Genomic DNA, 16344 nt, shown 5'->3' with positions numbered 1-16344 from the left:
AATCATATAAAAATAACGATTTATCGTAACAAGTCGTGACGATTTAAAGAAAGGACAGAAAACATTGCTAAATCTTAATATAAAATCAAAAGCCTCCATTTTACCTGCATATTTATGGACCCCACACTCCTTCAGTGAAGAATACATGCTAGGTTTATCTGACGAAGATGCAAATATTGATCCTCACTGGAAACTGTATGGTCGCTATTTTTCTACAGTCGAAGACGTAATCGGCTTGATAACTGTAGGCAATGAGCCGAAGTTAATTGATTACGATAATTCAGGGATATCATTTTTGTTTTCAAAACTCAAATCCACAAAAGACATAGAAGAATTTTCTAAAATATACGGTTTGCTTGGGGTAACCCCCCCAGATAAATGGAAAACCTCCCAAATTGAATTACCAAATTTTTCTGAGATTATCCATGACTTAAAGTATGGGAAAAGTTATTTTGAACCCCTTATATTATGGGAATGGCATATTAAAAATGTGCGCAGGTTACTCAAGCTGTATAGAGCACTTTTAAAAGAAAGTGGTGGCGACAGTGTTGAAATAGAGGAGAATTTATTAACAATCGAAAAGCTTGACCACAGAGGTTATGGGGTCTTTTGGTCAGATGGGGAGTTTACCTATATCGATATTGATAAACCTGAGGATCGTTCTTATATAGAATTGGCAAAGGAAGTGTTAGCCAAAAGCATCGCTCTGTTCCTAGAGGGAGGAGTGAACATATACCCATCTAAAATTGTTGAGAATAAAAAGAAGTCTATCGGGTTCCATATAGCTGAATTAAGATCCACTCACCACCTACTAGCTGCCATATATTATGACCTTTGGCAACAAGTTAACGAGAGCACAAAGATTACCTTATGCGGAAGCCCCGAATGCAAGCTGCCGATTCAAAAAAAGGGACGGAAAACATATTGTAATGATGCGTGTAAGTCCGCTGCTTGGAGATACAGAAAACTAAAAAATAATTAGAGGTGAACCTAATGGCATCATTCCAAAGGTACTCAACAAAAAAAGGGCAAATGTGGTTATTTAAGACTCGAACAGTAATTGATCCGTCCACAGGAAAAGCAAAACAGACAACACGTAGAGGCTTTAAAACAAAAAAAGAAGCCATAAAAGCTGCAAACAAGTTTGAGCAAGAAATCGAAAGTGGGCTATCACTTCAGTACGATAGCCTTACTTTCCAAGATGTCTTCGATCAATGGTACGCCAACCATTCAAAGACCATTAAGGTTAGTACAAAAAAAAGAATTGAATCAATGTTTAAAAAGCATATTCTTCCCCGCTTCGGAAGATTAAAATTGAAAGAAATAACACGCTCTTATTGTCAGAATATGATTAATGAAATTGCCGAATCTGTATCTTCTGTAAATGACATTAAGATTCAAGCGAACCAGGTTTTTAAATACGCTACAAAGATGGACGTAATCCTAAAAAACCCCCTGGACCATGTGACTGTTCCTAAACAGAAAAAAGAATTTATTAATGAACCCGGGCAAACAGAAGATCGGAAATACTGGAAGAAAGATGAGCTTAAAAAATTTCTTGCAATTACTAAGCAGGAATTGTCATTACGGGATCACGCATGCTTTCAACTTTTGATATACACAGGGGCAAGGAAAGGGGAAATTCTAGCCCTTACTTGGGATGACATTGACTTTGAAGTCGGTTCTGTAAAATTATCGAAGACGCTGTTTCACGCTGAAGGAAAACACATCTTTCAAACCTCCAAAACAAAAGAGTCCAGGCGCCTAATAAGCTTAGATCCCCAAACCCTAGAGCTGCTAAAGAAATTACGTATTGAACAGAAGAAAGACAACCTGGCTTTAATGTCTACTAATAAAGAAAACATTGTCTTCACTCGGGATGGAAGTTTGCCACTGCGTGCCTCTTACTTGAATGAAAAGCTCAATATCCTCATCAGAAAACATAATCTCCATAGAATAACGATACATGGCTTGAGGCATACACACGCATCACTTCTCTTCGAAGCTGGTGCAAGTATTAAAGAGGTCCAGGAGCGCTTAGGACATTCAGATATTCAAATGACGATGAACATCTACACACACGTTACTGATTACCTAAAAGAGAAGACTGCAGAGAAATTTCAGAGGTACATTGAGCTATAAGCTGCAGTCAGAAATATCTTTTGTGGTCAAAATGTGGTCAAAAACGATTTCAAAAACAAAAAAGACCCCCAACCGAAATCGGTTGAGAGCCTTTAAAGTGTTGATAATTAACGCTTCGAGAACTGAGGAGCACGACGAGCTGCTTTAAGACCGTATTTCTTACGCTCTTTCATACGAGCGTCACGAGTCAAGAAGCCAGCACGCTTAAGAGATGTGCGGTACTCAGGATCTGCTTCTAGAAGCGCGCGAGAGATACCGTGACGGATCGCACCCGCTTGTCCTGTGTAGCCACCGCCGTGAACAGTTACGTGAATGTCATACGTACCTTCTGTTTCAGTCTCAGCTAGTGGTTGTTTTACGATAAGTTTTAGAGTTTCAAGGTCGAAGTACTCATCGATGTCACGCTTGTTGATAGTGATTGCACCATCACCAGGTACTAAACGTACACGTGCAACGGAGTGCTTACGACGACCAGTTCCGTAGTATTGAACCTGTGCCAAAGTGGATAACCTCCTTCTTTATTAACCGCGTAATTCGTAGTTTTCAGGCTGTTGTGCTTGGTGTGGGTGCTCGCTGCCGGCATAAACATGAAGCTTCATGCCTTGCTTACGGCCAAGAGACCCTTTTGGTAGCATTCCTTTAATCGCAAGCTCTAGCATTTTTACCGGTTTGCGATCGCGCATCTCTTGAGCAGTCATGCTCTTAAGTCCGCCTGGGTGCTGAGAGTGACGGTAATACATCTTGTCAGCAAGCTTATTACCAGTCAGGTGAATTTTTTCTGCGTTGATCACGATTACGTGATCTCCAGTGTCGATGTGTGGTGTAAACGTTGGCTTGTGCTTTCCACGAAGAATTGACGCAACTTCAGTTGAAAGACGACCAAGCGTTTTACCTTCCGCGTCTACAACGTACCATTTACGTTCTACTTCGCTAGGCTTTGCCATATATGTCGTACGCATCAGATTATTTCCCTCCTAATACTTCAATACCAAAATCATAACTACATTGTTACAAAACGATTCGTCTGCCCGGGGCTAGTGGGCTTTAGAATACCATAGACCATCTTAACCTATTGAGACAGTGATGTCAATAGAATGTTACACCAGGATTCGTTGTCACGTGAAGTTTTTTTCTTCCAAGTTTCAAAACCTGTTTTCTTACAGATTTTTGTTACGCACATTTCCTCTTAAAATACGGATCATGTTAATGAAGCCTGCGTGCCCTTCGCTTTCCGCGGTCGTGCCGGCAAGCCTCCTCAGGCTGCGCCCTGCGGGGTCTTGCCTGGCCCCCATCACCGCAGGAGTCTTGGGCACTACGGCTTCATCATGACATTATATAAACAGAAAAAATCTTTTGGACTACAGAGTCCCCCAAAAAGCCAGCCATTCGTATTCATCACTTCACCTGATATCCACTCTGGCTCAACTACATCTAATCCAGCTTCGCCTTCACGTCATTTCCCAAACAAATCGGTATCGTAAAACACATCCCAGAGGTACAGGCCGTGTCCTGGAGCAGTCGGCCCTGCAGCATCCCTGTCCTTGGCTGTGAGAATGTCCTTAACAGAGTCAGGGGGCCTTTTTCCCTGCCCTACTTCTACAAGCGTTCCCGTAAGGATTCTCACCATCTGATAAAGAAAGCCGCTCCCTCTGTAGCGTAGCAGCAGCTCATCCGCCTCTTCCACGATCTCCACCTCTGTAATGGTCCGCACTTTATCCACTACGTCCGTACGAGGTGAACAAAAGCTCGTAAAATCATGGGTACCGAGTAGATGCCCAGCAGCCGCTCTCATGGCTTCCACATCGGTAATCAGCGGAAAGGGCTGATACGTGTAGTTGCGTCTGAAGACGTCTTTCTGGCGTCCTCTGAGGATGCGGTAGCGGTATTCCTTACCGGTTGTATCGTAGCGCACATGAAAGTCGTCAGGGACCGTTGCCACAGCCATTACGGCAACATCCGGCGGCAAGACGGCGTTCAAGGCAATGGGCCAGTTTTCAAGAGCAATACCGAGCTCAGAGTCAAACTGGATCATCTGCCCTTTAGCATGAACCCCTGCATCGGTCCGTCCGGATGCCTTGGATTCTACTACAACGCCTTTATGAAGTTTCTTCAAGCTTTGTTCGAATGCAGTCTGAACCGTCCGGCCGTTCGCCTGGACCTGGTAGCCGGAAAATGCGGTGCCGTCATAGGCAACGCGACATACATACCGGGTCATCTAATCACCTGCTTTCATGTTTGCCTTTATCCTCTGAGTAAAAATATGACCACGCCGGTTAAAACGGTGATCACCAGCATCAGGGTGTCCGACCTTTTCCAGTGAAGCTGACGGTATTTCGTCCGGTTCGCACTCCCGTCATACCCTCTTGCCTCCATCGCCGTTGCCAGATCCTCAGCCCGTTTAAAGGACTGGATCAAAAGAGGCACCAATAACGGAACGAGGGCTTTTGCCCGTTTCACGAGAGACCCTTCTGAGAATGATGCCCCTCTTGCCATCTGTGCTTTTACGATTTTCTCTGTTTCTCCGAGGAGTGTAGGAATAAACCGCAGGGCGATACTCATGGTCAGAGCCAGTTCGTGAGCTGGAACACCGATTTTTTTCAGAGGACCAAACAGCTTTTCAAGACCGTCGGTTAAATCGATCGGCGTTGTCGTAAGCGTGAGCATAGATGCCAGAATTACAAGAAGCAAAAGCCTCAGGGCAATTAAAGAAGCCTGGGTAAGCGCCCCTTCATGGAGCGTAATCCATCCTCCCTGAAAAAGAACATCCCCTTCCCTGGTCATAAAAAGGTGAAGGATAAAAGTAATAAAAATAATAATAGCAATGATCCTTAATCCTTTTGCAAAAAAACGAAGAGGGATCTGTGCCAGAAGAAACGCTGCGATCACAAAAAATATACCGGGAACAAGAGCTGTGATCCGGTTACCGACAAACAAGACGATCATAAAAACGAAAAGACAGATGAGCTTTGCTCTCGGGTCCATTCTGTGAATGACTGATTCACGGGGAACGTACTGGCCGATAATAATATTATCAAACACTGCCTTCGTCCCCCTTAAGAAACCTGGCAATCTCCAAAGCTGCATCCTCAGGGGTGAACGCTGTTACAGTCAGTGGTGCTCCGGTCCTTTTTGAAAGGTTCATTAACAGACTGGAACTCTTCGGAACACCCAGTCCCCATTGTTTGAGCCGAGCTTCATCGGAGAACACCTCTTCAGGAGATCCTTCAAAAACAAGGGAACCTTTATGCATAACAAAAATATAGTCAGCGTACGTTGCCGCATCTTCCATATGATGAGTAACAAGAACATAGGATCGTTCTTGTTTTTCCTTCTGCCAGTCAGAAAACAGCTCCATCATGTTTATCCGTCCCTGGGGGTCAAGTCCCGCTGTGGGCTCATCAAGGATGAGCACGTCCGGGTTACTAGCAAGGACTCCGGCAATCGCAACCCTGCGCATCTGACCCCCGCTTAAGTCGAAAGGAGATTTTTGATAGAGCTCTTTATCATGGAGCCCAACCTTACCAAGGGCTTCACAGGCAAGACGGAACGCTTCTTCACGTGAATAGCCGAAATTAAGGGGACCGAATGCCACGTCTTTCTCCACTGTTTCATCAAAAAGCTGGTGTTCCGGAAATTGGAACACCATGCCCACCTGCTGTCTCAGTTTCGCCAGCGTCTTTTGTTTAGTCCCGGGACGGATTTCCACCTCCCCGGCTGTCAAGCTCCCTTCAGAAGGAACAAGGAGACCGTTGATATGCTGGACCAGGGTTGACTTCCCCGATCCTGTATGGCCCACAATTGCCACTCTTGAGCCCTCTTTAAGCTCAAGGTTTACACCCCGGAGTGCTCTCTTTTCAAACGGGGTGTTTTTCATATACGTAAAGCCTAGGTCTTGCGCTTTAATGTGCATATCGCATCCACCATCTCTTTTTCTGTACGTATGCTTTTAGAAAGAACAACACCTTGACTTTCCAGTTCGTGGCGCAACTGAATAATAAAAGGTACATCAAGTCCTGCTTCTTGCAATAATGCTGTTTGTTCGAATATGGTTAATGGCGCTCCATCAGCAATAATCCTGCCTTGATTCATTACCGCGACACGATCAGCAGACATAGCCTCATCAAGGTCATGTGTAATACTGATAATCGTCATCTTCCCGTCTTGTCTGAGTTCATGCAAAAGGCTGTGAATCTCTGAGCGCCCTTCTGGATCAAGCATGGAAGTTGCTTCATCAAGGACGATGACATCAGGCTGCAGTGCCATGGCACCAGCGATTGCAACACGCTGTTTCTGGCCTCCTGACAGCTTATGAGGCTCAGCATTTTCGAGCCCTTCAAGTCCTGCTTTTTTTATATGAGCCATTACTCTTTGTTTCATTTCCCGAGGTTCTACACCGCTGTTCTCCAGAGCAAATGCCACATCATCCTGAACGGTTGGTGCTACCAGCTGGTTGTCCGGGTTTTGAAAAACCATCCCCAGCTTTTTCCGGATCATTGTGATATGACTGTCATTTCCTGTTGTCCATTCTCCAATTGATACGACTCCCTGGTCTGGGATGAGAAGGCCGTTCAGCATTTTTGCCAACGTTGATTTGCCGGATCCGTTGTGGCCTGTTACAGCCAGCCACTGTCCACGGGGTACAGTAAGGCTCACATCGTCAAGGACCGCAGCATCGTCTTCACGATATCGAAAAGTCAGGTTTTCAACCTTGATGTGATAATCTGATTTATCCATGGTACCGGCTTCCTCCTCTTTCTATCTCTGGAGTGCATCATGTTGTCTTCTTGCTTTGGATAACAACCCGGCATGAGTAATGCCAGGAATCCGATCTTGACAAACCTATCTTTGATAAGAGCAGGCCCTTGTGTTTACAAGAGGGTGCCCCTTGTAAACACTGCCTTACTCAAACTGTTTCTGCGAACAGCTTCTACAAAAAAAGGGCATAGAAACAGAACCTGTCGAATGCCAGATTCTGAGTCTCGCCCTTTACAACAATCACTTATACAAGTTCGATGATTGCCATTTCTGCGCCATCCCCACGGCGAGGTCCTAGCTTGTGTACACGAGTATATCCGCCTTGACGGTCCTCATAACGTGTTGCGATATCATCAAATAGCTTTTGAACAGCAGTAGTACCGCTTTCTTCGTCAGCTACTTCATTGCGAACAAATGCAGCTGCCTGGCGACGTGCGTGAAGATCACCACGTTTTCCAAGAGTAATCATTTGCTCTACGATTGAACGAAGCTCCTTTGCTTTTGGCTCAGTAGTTTCGATTCGCTCGTTGATAATTAAGTCAGTAGTCAAGTCGCGGAACAACGCCTTACGCGCTGAACTGTCACGACCTAATTTTCTGTATCCCATGTGAGTCCCTCCTTCTCTAAAGGTTGTCCGTATCTAATAGAAGAGGAAGTTGCTGCGAAAAAGAAGTCTTTCGGAGACTATTCTTCGTTGCGCAAGCCAAGGCCTAATTCGCCCAGCTTTTCCTGAACTTCTTCTAACGATTTGCGTCCTAGGTTACGGACTTTCATCATATCTTCTTCTGATTTTTGTGTTAGCTCCTGAACAGTGTTGATTCCGGCACGCTTCAGACAGTTGTATGAACGTACAGAGAGATCAAGCTCTTCAATCGTCATCTCAAGCACTTTTTCCTTCTGGTCTTCTTCTTTCTCGACCATAATTTCGGCGTTTTGTGCCTGATCTGTTAAACCGACAAAGATATTCAGGTGCTCCGTTAAGATTTTAGCTCCAAGGGAAACTGCTTCCTCCGGGCGAATGCTGCCGTCTGTCCACACATCCATTGTCAGCTTATCATAGTTGGTAATCTGACCGACACGCGTGTTCTCCACTTGGAAGTTCACACGTGAAACAGGTGTATAGATAGAGTCGATCGGAATGACACCGATTGGCAGTTCGCTTGTGTTAATTCCTTCAGCAGGAACATAACCGCGACCGGTGTTTGCTGTTAACTTAAGGTGGAAATTCGCACCTTTGGACAGCGTTGCGATGTGAAGATCAGGGTTTAAAACCTCCACGTCACTATCGTGCATCAAGTCAGCAGCCGTAACGACTCCTTCCCCTTGTGCTTCTACTTCCAATGTTTTTTCTTCATCAGAGTAGATCTTAAGAGCAAGCTTCTTCAAATTCAGAACGATTTCAGTTACATCTTCAGATACGCCTTCAATCGTTGAAAACTCATGAAGAACGGTATCAAATTGTACACTGGTTACCGCTGAACCTGGCAGAGAGGATAAAAGAATCCGGCGCAGAGAGTTTCCGAGCGTTGTTCCATATCCACGTTCCAACGGTTCTACAACAAATTTGCCGTAAGATGCGTCATCACTAAGTTCAACCGGTTCAATCTTTGGCTTTTCGATTTCGATCATTACACAAACCCTCCTTCAAAACGTCGAAACCCCGGACGACCGGATCAGGTCTTCCGGAATCCCTCAATGGGCACATTCCGATCTGCAATGAATCGTCAATATTCCCAAAAGAGTCTTCTTTTATTCATGACTCTTAACCATTATTGACACGGGTATGAAATTACATACCCTGAATTGTCATTATACTCGACGACGTTTTGGTGGACGGCATCCGTTGTGAGGTACTGGAGTAACGTCTTTGATCATGTTAACTTCCAGACCGGTAGCTTGAAGGGAACGAATAGCTGCTTCACGTCCGGCACCAGGGCCTTTAACGGAAACCTCTACACTCTTCATGCCGTGCTCCATCGCCGCTTTTGCAGCAGTTTCAGCAGCAGTCTGCGCTGCGAAAGGAGTCGATTTACGTGAACCTTTAAAGCCTAATGCACCAGCACTGGCCCAAGAGATTGCGTTTCCGCGAGGGTCTGTGATCGTTACGATCGTGTTGTTAAACGTTGAACGGATGTGTGCAATTCCAGATTCAATATTTTTACGTTGACGACGCTTTGAACGAGTCGTTTTCGGTTTAGCCATAACAGTACATTACCTCCTTTACTTCTTCTTGTTCGCTACAGTACGGCGAGGTCCTTTACGCGTACGTGCGTTGTTTTTCGTTTTCTGACCACGGACTGGTAAACCACGACGGTGGCGGATACCACGGTATGAACCGATTTCGATCAGACGTTTGATGTTAAGGGAAACCTCACGACGAAGGTCACCTTCTACTTTAATGCTATCTACTACTTCACGGATACGGCCAAGCTCGTCTTCAGTAAGATCGCGTACGCGAGTGTCCTGAGATACTCCAGCTTCTTCAAGAACTTTAGCAGCTCTTGTTTGTCCGATACCGTAAACGTAAGTCAAAGATACGACAATTCGCTTATCACGAGGAATGTCGACTCCAGCAATACGTGCCATTTACGTTACACCTCCTGTTGGATTAACCTTGTTTTTGTTTGTGTTTTGGGTTTTCGCAGATTACCATGACGGTACCTTTTCGGCGAATAACTTTGCATTTTTCACACATTGGCTTTACAGATGGTCTTACCTTCATGCTCTTTACCTCCTTGTGATACGGAGTGCGGTTTCGCTTTCCATCAGCTTATTTATAACGATACGTGATGCGACCACGTGTTAAATCATAGGGAGACAATTCAACGGTCACTTTATCTCCAGGTAAAATACGGATGAAGTGCATACGGATTTTACCGGATACGTGGGCAAGAATTTTGTGTCCATTCTCTAGTTCAACACGAAACATTGCGTTTGGAAGCGGCTCGATGACCGTTCCTTCAACTTCGATTACATCTTCTTTGGCCATGAATTTACTCTCCTTCCTTCAGTAAATTGTCATTCATATATGATGAAATTGCAAATCGCAACTTTGCATTGGTGACACGGCCCGTATCGACAATGCTATTTTTTACTTCAGGAGAAACAAGGTCCATTCGCTCAATGTGCTGAATGTTCTTCTTCTTTGCACGGTCTACCTTACGTTTATCCCCGTCGGCGATCCGTACAAAACGTGAATCCAGAACTTCTATGACACAGGCGTACTGATCTTTGTCTCTTCCCTTTATAATTCTCACAAGCTCACCGAGCTGCGGAACAGATTCAGGATCTTTCATCTAGTGACCGACCACCTTCACTTTACTAGGCTTTTGTCAAAATTTCATATCCTGTTTCAACAATAGCAATTGTGTGTTCGAAATGGGCACATCGTTTTCCATCAGCTGTGACCACTGTCCAGTTATCCGAAAGTGTCTTTACATGTCTCGAGCCTGCATTAATCATCGGCTCAATTGCAAGTACCATTCCCGGTTTAAGACGAGGGCCTTTCCCTGGTGGGCCGAAGTGCGGGATCTGCGGATCTTCGTGAAGGTCCTGACCGACTCCGTGACCGACATATTCCCTGACAACAGAGAATCCATGAGATTCAGCGTACGTTTGGATAGCATGTGAGATGTTGGACAATCGCTCTTTCGGCTTTGCTTCTTCCAGACCTTTAAAGAGGGAAGCCTCTGTAACGTCAAGAAGTTTTTGATCCTTTTCAGAGATCGAACCGACAGGGTAAGTCCAGGCAGAATCTCCATGGTACCCGTTGTACTTGGCTCCAATATCAATGCTGATAATGTCACCGTCGTTCAATACGCGGTTGCCTGGAATGCCGTGTACCAACTCTTCATTTACTGAAGCACAGATGCTTCCAGTAAATCCATTATAGCCTTTAAAAGATGGAACCGCATCATGTTGACGAATAAACTTGTCTGCGATGTTATCCAATTCCTTCGTTGTGATACCAGGCTGGATGTGTTTTTTAAGTTCTTGATGTGTTAAAGCAACAATCTTTCCGGCAACACGCATGATTTCAAGCTCTCGCTCGGTCTTGCCTATAATCATCGATTGCTTCCTTTCAACAATACATCGAGGTCTTCAAAGACGTTTTGAATATCCTGTTTACCATCGACATTGCGAAGGTAACCTTTATTCTCGTAGAAGTCGATAAGCGGCTGTGTCTGTTCGAGGTTCACCTGCAGGCGCTTCTCGACAGTCTCAGGTTTATCATCTTCTCGTTGAATCAATTCGCTGCCATCTTTGTCACATTTGCCGGCTTCCTTTGGAGGATTGAAGATCTCATGGTAAGTGGTGCCGCAAGTCGGGCATACCCATCTGCCAGTAAGACGCTTGAACAAATCCTCTTCAGGAACCTTAATGTAAACAACATGGTCAAGTTGACGATCGAGTTCAGCGAGAATTTCTTCTAATGCTTCAGCTTGTGCAACTGTTCTAGGAAAACCGTCGAGTAAGAAGCCTTTCTTACAGTCGTCTTTAGCAAGACGCTCTTTGACGATCCCTACAGTAACTTCGTCCGGAACAAGGTTTCCGGCATCCATAAAGGATTTTGCTTTCAACCCGAGCTCCGTTCCACCTTTAATTGCTGCACGGAACATATCTCCGGTTGAAATGTGCGGAACACCGTATTTTTCAACGATCTTGTCAGCTTGAGTACCTTTACCCGCACCCGGAAGACCCATTAAGATTAAATTCATCGATTATCCCTCCATCGTTCTTCATTCACGATCGAAGGCAAAGGGAGAAACTTTATCCGAAACTCCCTTTCCTTATTTAATAAATCCTTTATAACTACGTTTGATCATTTGACTTTCAATCTGCTTCATCGTATCAAGGGCAACCCCTACTACGATGAGAAGACCTGTACCTCCGATTTGAACGGCTGGCGGGAGACCCGCTAGCTCAGTGAAGAAAACCGGGATAACTGAAACAGTTGCTAGGAACAGGGCCCCTACAAATGTCAAACGGTAGAGGATTCGTGTAATATAAACCTGCGTTGTTTTACCAGGACGGATTCCAGGGATATAGCCGCCTTGCTTTTTCAAGTTGTCGGCCATTTGTTCCGGGTTAACCTGGACAAACGTATAGAAATACGTAAATCCGATGATGAGTGCAGCATAGACGATTAAGCCAAATGGCTGCGTGTAATCAAAGTTTGTTGTAACCCAGCCGGCAATGGCATTATCATCTCCAACAAATCCAGCGACCGTAGGCGGGAATATGAAGAGTGACATAGCGAAAATTACCGGAATTACCCCGGCAGCGTTCACTTTAAGTGGCAAGTGAGTGGACTGACCGCCTTGAGGTTTACCTGATACTAAACGCTTAGCGTATTGTACAGGAATTTTTCGTAATGCCTGCTGAACAAAGATTACCCCTACTACGATAAGCAGCATGGCTAAGAGCAGCAGCAATACTACTACGATATTAATAAACAATGCTTCTCCGGCCTCAGCAATCTGTGTTGAATAGATCTGGTTGACACCGTTTGGAATCGCAGCAGCGATCCCCGCAAAGATTAAGATCGAAATACCATTTCCGACACCGTTGGCTGTGATCTGTTCACCGAGCCACATTAAAAAGGCAGTACCTGCCGTTAATGTAAGAGCGATGAGGAGAAATGTTACAACGCTTGGATTTGGTACAAGGCCAGGGAAGATCCGGTTAAACCCGATAGACATCCCAAGTGCCTGCATGAATGCAATGACAATTGTTCCGTAACGTGTGAATTGTGCCAGCTTTCGTCGGCCCGCTTCACCTTGCTTTGCCCATTCGGCAAATTTAGGAACAACGTCCATTCTTAGTAATTGCACAATGATCGATGCTGTAATGTAGGGCATGATCCCTGTAGCGAAGATCGAGAAGTTTTCAAGAGCTCCGCCACCGAATGTATTTAGAAAGCCAAAGGCATTCATCTCGTCCTGAAAGTTCAGAACCTGAGCATCTACACCCGGTGCAGGGATATGTGCCCCGATACGGAACACGATCAGCATGGCTAAGGTAAATAATACCTTACGTCTCAAATCACCAATTTTAAATATATTGGAGATGGTTTGAAACATTAGACCACCTCTGTAGTTCCGCCAGCAGCCTCAATTGCTTCTTTTGCAGAAGCTGAGAATTTGTGGGCTTTAACTGTAAGCTTATTCTCAAGCTTTCCGTTTCCAAGAACTTTGATTCCGTCTTTAGCGTTGCTTACAACACCGGACTCGATCAATAGCTCAGGAGTTACTTCCGTTCCAGCGTCGAAACGGTTTAACGTTTCAAGGTTTACAATAGCAAACTCTTTACGCGTAGGATTTGTAAATCCGCGCTTTGGCAAGCGGCGGAAGATTGGCATTTGGCCACCTTCAAATCCTGGACGTACTCCGCCTCCGGAACGAGCGTTTTGTCCTTTATGTCCGCGACCGGCAGTTTTACCGTTACCAGTAGCGATACCACGTCCAACACGTTTGCGAACCTTACGGGAACCCTCTGAGGACTTAAGTTCGTGAAGTTTCATGTCGGCACCTCCTCAACTCATTATCTTCAAGTTACGCTTCGATTTCTTTTACAGTAACAAGGTGAGATACTTTGTTCACCATACCGCGAATTGCTGCGTTGTCTTCTTGTACCACTGTGTGGTGCATTTTACGAAGACCAAGCGTTTTTACGGTTACGCGCTGATCTTCAGGGCGTCCGATCAAGCTGCGTGTGAGGGTAATTTCAAGTTTTTTAGCCATGTTAATTCCCTCCTTAACCTAGTAGCTCTTCTACTGATTTGCCGCGAAGTTTTGCAACCTCTTCCGGGCTTTTTAGTTCAGTTAATCCTTGCAGGGTCGCACGCACCATGTTAATTGGGTTGTTTGATCCCAGGGATTTACTAAGGATGTCACCTACACCGCCAAGCTCAAGTACAGCACGGACAGGTCCACCAGCGATGATTCCTGTACCCTCAGATGCAGGCTTTAGAAGTACGCTTCCTGCTCCGAATTCACCAGTAATCTGGTGAGGGATTGTTGTACCTTGAATTGGGATTGTGATAAGGTTTTTCTTCGCGTCTTCAATCGCTTTACGGATAGCTTCAGGTACCTCAAGTGCCTTACCCATACCGAAGCCAACGTGTCCGTTTTTATCTCCAACTACAACCAGTGCAGCAAAGCGGAAGCGACGACCACCTTTAACCACTTTCGCAACACGGTTGACAGTAACTACTCTCTCTTCAAGTTCAAGTTTGTTAGGGTCGATACTACGCAATGAGTTTCCCTCCTTTTGTCGTTAATTAAAACTTCAGACCAGCTTCACGAGCTGCATCTGCAAGTTCCTGGATTCGACCATGATAAAGGTATCCTCCGCGGTCAAATACCACAGTTTCAACACCTTGCTCAAGGGCACGTTTCGCAACCAATTCGCCGATTTGACGAGCCGCTTCTTTATTTCCGCCGTTTTCAAGTTTAAGTTCTTTATCTAAGCTCGAAGCACCAGCAACTGTAACGCCATCGACGTCGTTAATTACCTGTGCATAGATGTGCTTATTAGAACGGAAAACATTCAAACGAGGACGTTCAGCAGTTCCCGTGATCGAGCGACGAACATGTGCGTGTCTTTTCTTACGTACCACGTTCTTGTCAGCTTTTGTGATCATTGAACGTCATTCCTTTCATTCCGTTAATTTAACCTTATTTACCTGTTTTACCTTCTTTACGGCGTACGTATTCGCCTTGGTAGCGAATTCCTTTGCCTTTGTAAGGTTCAGGTGGTCTTACAGCACGAATGTTAGAAGCAAGTGCTCCAACGCGTTCTTTATCGATACCTTTTACAATGATTTTCGTGTTTTCAGGAACGTCAAGCTCAAGACCGTCTTCAGGATTAAACTCAACTGGGTGAGATAATCCAACGCTTAGAGTTACTTTATTCCCTGACTTTTGAGCACGGTAACCTACCCCGACAAGCTCAAGAGTCTTTTCAAATCCTTTAGTTACACCTTCGACCATGTTGTTGATCACGGAACGAGTAGTACCGTGAAGTGCGCGGTGATCTTTGTGATCCGTTGGACGCTCAACAGTGATCTGGTTGTCTTCTTGTTTTACGACCATGTCAGCGTGAAGTGTACGGGTAAGCTCACCTTTAGGTCCTTTGACCGTAATGGTATTACCGTCTTGCTTCACTTCAACACCGGATGGAATCTCAACAGGTTTTAAACCAATTCGAGACATGCCTTACACCTCCATTCTTCCGTTCAAATTACCAAATGTATGCTAGTACTTCGCCGCCAACTTGCTTCTGGCGAGCTTCTTTGTCTGTGATAATGCCAGTTGATGAAGAAATTACAGCGATTCCTAAACCGCCAAGTACACGTGGTACTTCATCAGCTTTAGCATAAACACGAAGACCTGGTTTACTGATTTTCTTAAGTCCGGTGATAACGCGTTCGTTATTTACACCGTACTTAAGGAAAATACGAAGGATGCCTTGCTTGTTGTCCTCAATATATTCAAAGTCGCGAATGAAACCTTCACGCTTTAAGATGTCAGCAACTTCTTTCTTGATCTTGGAAGCAGGAAGCTCCAAGCTTGTATGACGTACAGTATTCGCATTACGAATACGAGTTAGCATATCTGCAATAGGATCAGTCATGACCATCGTATTTACCTCCTTCCCTACACGGAATTACCAGCTTGCTTTTTTAACGCCCGGAATTTGACCTTTGTGCGCGAGATCACGGAAACAGATACGGCACAATTTAAATTTGCGGATTACACTGTGTGGACGTCCACAACGTTCGCAACGTGTATATTCTTGCACATTGAACTTCTTAGGCTTTTTAGATTTAGCGATCATGGATTTCTTTGCCAAGGTTCAAACCTCCTTTTCGGCGAGATCTTATTTTTGAAACGGCATACCCATTTGGGTGAGCAGCTCACGAGCTTCTTCATCCGTTTCAGCTGTAGTAACAATGACGATGTCCATACCGCGGACTTTTTCTACATTGTCATACTCAATTTCAGGGAAAATTAACTGTTCTTTAACTCCCAGTGTATAGTTACCTCGTCCGTCAAAGGCTTTCTTTGATACCCCGCGGAAGTCACGTACACGCGGCAAAGAAACAGAGATAAGTTTGTCAAGGAAATCATACATGCGCTCGCCGCGAAGGGTTACTTTCGCACCGATTGGCATACCTTCACGAAGCTTAAAGCCTGCGATAGACTTTTTCGCTTTAGTGATTACAGGCTTCTGACCGGAAAGCTCTGTAAGTTCTTCAACAGCTTTGTCAAGAACCTTAGAGTTTTGAACCGCATCACCAATACCCATGTTGATTACAATCTTATCGATTTTTGGAACTGCCATTACGGAAGAGTAATTGAATTTCTCAGTTAGAGTTGGAGCAATCTCTCCATTGTATCTTTCTTTAAGACGACTCATAGTGGTGAACCTCCTTTCAACCTA

At 44.9% G+C, this 16344-nt stretch carries 26 protein-coding genes; 2 read left to right on the top strand and 24 right to left on the bottom strand.

Annotated elements, in window-relative coordinates:
* Positions 1–64 precede the first annotated feature (64 nt).
* Positions 65–982 (top strand): hypothetical protein, encoded by a 918-nt coding sequence (locus JSY36_RS12930; protein ID WP_205166695.1) that lies wholly within the window; start codon positions 65–67, stop codon positions 980–982.
* A gap of 11 nt (positions 983–993) precedes the next feature.
* Entirely contained in the window at positions 994–2142 is a 1149-nt protein-coding gene (locus JSY36_RS12925; protein ID WP_205166694.1) for a site-specific integrase, read from the top strand.
* A gap of 107 nt (positions 2143–2249) precedes the next feature.
* Here the strand turns inward: JSY36_RS12925 and rpsI are convergent, their stop codons facing one another.
* The 24 genes from rpsI to rplE all read right to left on the bottom strand — a co-directional run bounded on the left by rpsI (position 2250) and on the right by rplE (position 16320).
* On the bottom strand, positions 2250–2642 hold the full coding sequence (gene rpsI, locus JSY36_RS12920) for a 30S ribosomal protein S9 (RefSeq protein ID WP_026688591.1): 393 nt from the start codon (positions 2640–2642) through the stop codon (positions 2250–2252).
* Positions 2643–2663: 21 nt separating this feature from the next.
* Positions 2664–3101, bottom strand: a complete 438-nt coding sequence (gene rplM, locus JSY36_RS12915) for a 50S ribosomal protein L13 (protein WP_122901566.1) — start codon at positions 3099–3101, stop codon at positions 2664–2666.
* Between the two features lie 494 nt (positions 3102–3595).
* Positions 3596–4357 carry a tRNA pseudouridine(38-40) synthase TruA gene (gene truA, locus JSY36_RS12910; protein ID WP_205166693.1) on the bottom strand — a complete coding sequence of 254 codons (762 nt, stop codon included), beginning with the start codon at positions 4355–4357 and terminating at the stop codon, positions 3596–3598.
* A 26-nt stretch (positions 4358–4383) separates the two neighbouring features.
* Entirely contained in the window at positions 4384–5181 is a 798-nt protein-coding gene (locus JSY36_RS12905; RefSeq protein WP_205166692.1) for a CbiQ family ECF transporter T component, read from the bottom strand.
* A complete protein-coding gene (locus JSY36_RS12900; RefSeq protein WP_122901560.1) occupies positions 5174–6052 on the bottom strand; it encodes an energy-coupling factor transporter ATPase in 879 nt (292 codons plus the stop codon). The genes JSY36_RS12905 and JSY36_RS12900 overlap by 8 nt, the downstream gene beginning before the upstream one ends.
* Positions 6028–6876 carry an energy-coupling factor transporter ATPase gene (locus JSY36_RS12895; RefSeq protein WP_122901875.1) on the bottom strand — a complete coding sequence of 283 codons (849 nt, stop codon included), beginning with the start codon at positions 6874–6876 and terminating at the stop codon, positions 6028–6030. The genes JSY36_RS12900 and JSY36_RS12895 overlap by 25 nt, the downstream gene beginning before the upstream one ends.
* Before the next feature lie 265 nt (positions 6877–7141).
* The gene (gene rplQ / locus JSY36_RS12890; RefSeq protein WP_122901558.1) at positions 7142–7504 is read right to left on the bottom strand and encodes a 50S ribosomal protein L17; all 363 of its coding nucleotides are present in this window, start codon (positions 7502–7504) and stop codon (positions 7142–7144) included.
* A gap of 77 nt (positions 7505–7581) precedes the next feature.
* On the bottom strand, positions 7582–8526 hold the full coding sequence (locus JSY36_RS12885) for a DNA-directed RNA polymerase subunit alpha (protein ID WP_122901556.1): 945 nt from the start codon (positions 8524–8526) through the stop codon (positions 7582–7584).
* A 180-nt stretch (positions 8527–8706) separates the two neighbouring features.
* On the bottom strand, positions 8707–9099 hold the full coding sequence (rpsK, locus tag JSY36_RS12880; protein WP_122901554.1) for a 30S ribosomal protein S11: 393 nt from the start codon (positions 9097–9099) through the stop codon (positions 8707–8709).
* 18 nt (positions 9100–9117) lie between these two features.
* The gene (gene rpsM, locus JSY36_RS12875; protein WP_122901552.1) at positions 9118–9483 is read right to left on the bottom strand and encodes a 30S ribosomal protein S13; all 366 of its coding nucleotides are present in this window, start codon (positions 9481–9483) and stop codon (positions 9118–9120) included.
* A 22-nt stretch (positions 9484–9505) separates the two neighbouring features.
* Positions 9506–9619: a 50S ribosomal protein L36 gene (rpmJ, locus tag JSY36_RS12870; RefSeq protein ID WP_026688601.1), complete on the bottom strand. Its 114-nt coding sequence runs from the start codon at positions 9617–9619 to the stop codon at positions 9506–9508.
* Positions 9620–9667: 48 nt separating this feature from the next.
* Complete coding sequence (infA, locus tag JSY36_RS12865) at positions 9668–9886, bottom strand: translation initiation factor IF-1 (RefSeq protein ID WP_010896341.1); 219 nt, start codon at positions 9884–9886, stop codon at positions 9668–9670.
* A 4-nt stretch (positions 9887–9890) separates the two neighbouring features.
* On the bottom strand, positions 9891–10193 hold the full coding sequence (locus JSY36_RS12860; protein WP_122901550.1) for a KOW domain-containing RNA-binding protein: 303 nt from the start codon (positions 10191–10193) through the stop codon (positions 9891–9893).
* 25 nt (positions 10194–10218) lie between these two features.
* On the bottom strand, positions 10219–10965 hold the full coding sequence (map, locus tag JSY36_RS12855) for a type I methionyl aminopeptidase (RefSeq protein WP_122901548.1): 747 nt from the start codon (positions 10963–10965) through the stop codon (positions 10219–10221).
* A complete protein-coding gene (locus JSY36_RS12850; RefSeq protein ID WP_122901546.1) occupies positions 10962–11615 on the bottom strand; it encodes an adenylate kinase in 654 nt (217 codons plus the stop codon). Before JSY36_RS12850 ends, map begins: the two co-directional genes overlap by 4 nt.
* A gap of 72 nt (positions 11616–11687) precedes the next feature.
* Positions 11688–12980, bottom strand: coding sequence for a preprotein translocase subunit SecY (gene secY, locus JSY36_RS12845; protein WP_205166691.1), 1293 nt, complete (start codon positions 12978–12980; stop codon positions 11688–11690).
* Complete coding sequence (rplO, locus tag JSY36_RS12840; RefSeq protein WP_122901543.1) at positions 12980–13420, bottom strand: 50S ribosomal protein L15; 441 nt, start codon at positions 13418–13420, stop codon at positions 12980–12982. The genes secY and rplO overlap by 1 nt, the downstream gene beginning before the upstream one ends.
* A 31-nt stretch (positions 13421–13451) precedes the next feature.
* The gene (gene rpmD, locus JSY36_RS12835) at positions 13452–13640 is read right to left on the bottom strand and encodes a 50S ribosomal protein L30 (RefSeq protein ID WP_026688607.1); all 189 of its coding nucleotides are present in this window, start codon (positions 13638–13640) and stop codon (positions 13452–13454) included.
* Positions 13641–13653: 13 nt separating this feature from the next.
* On the bottom strand, positions 13654–14154 hold the full coding sequence (gene rpsE, locus JSY36_RS12830) for a 30S ribosomal protein S5 (protein WP_026688608.1): 501 nt from the start codon (positions 14152–14154) through the stop codon (positions 13654–13656).
* Positions 14155–14179: 25 nt separating this feature from the next.
* Positions 14180–14542 carry a 50S ribosomal protein L18 gene (gene rplR, locus JSY36_RS12825; protein WP_122901540.1) on the bottom strand — a complete coding sequence of 121 codons (363 nt, stop codon included), beginning with the start codon at positions 14540–14542 and terminating at the stop codon, positions 14180–14182.
* A 34-nt stretch (positions 14543–14576) separates the two neighbouring features.
* Positions 14577–15113: a 50S ribosomal protein L6 gene (rplF, locus tag JSY36_RS12820; RefSeq protein WP_122901538.1), complete on the bottom strand. Its 537-nt coding sequence runs from the start codon at positions 15111–15113 to the stop codon at positions 14577–14579.
* A 28-nt stretch (positions 15114–15141) separates the two neighbouring features.
* On the bottom strand, positions 15142–15540 hold the full coding sequence (gene rpsH, locus JSY36_RS12815; RefSeq protein WP_026688611.1) for a 30S ribosomal protein S8: 399 nt from the start codon (positions 15538–15540) through the stop codon (positions 15142–15144).
* Positions 15541–15567: 27 nt separating this feature from the next.
* On the bottom strand, positions 15568–15753 hold the full coding sequence (locus JSY36_RS12810) for a type Z 30S ribosomal protein S14 (protein WP_122901536.1): 186 nt from the start codon (positions 15751–15753) through the stop codon (positions 15568–15570).
* A gap of 27 nt (positions 15754–15780) precedes the next feature.
* Positions 15781–16320 carry a 50S ribosomal protein L5 gene (gene rplE, locus JSY36_RS12805; RefSeq protein ID WP_122901534.1) on the bottom strand — a complete coding sequence of 180 codons (540 nt, stop codon included), beginning with the start codon at positions 16318–16320 and terminating at the stop codon, positions 15781–15783.
* Positions 16321–16344: the final 24 nt, after the last annotated feature.

The sequence above is a fragment of the Alteribacter salitolerans genome (assembly GCF_016901055.1).
In the GTDB taxonomy this organism is placed as follows: domain Bacteria; phylum Bacillota; class Bacilli; order Bacillales; family Salisediminibacteriaceae; genus Alteribacter; species Alteribacter keqinensis.
This window is presented reverse-complemented; position numbering and strand designations above follow the sequence as displayed.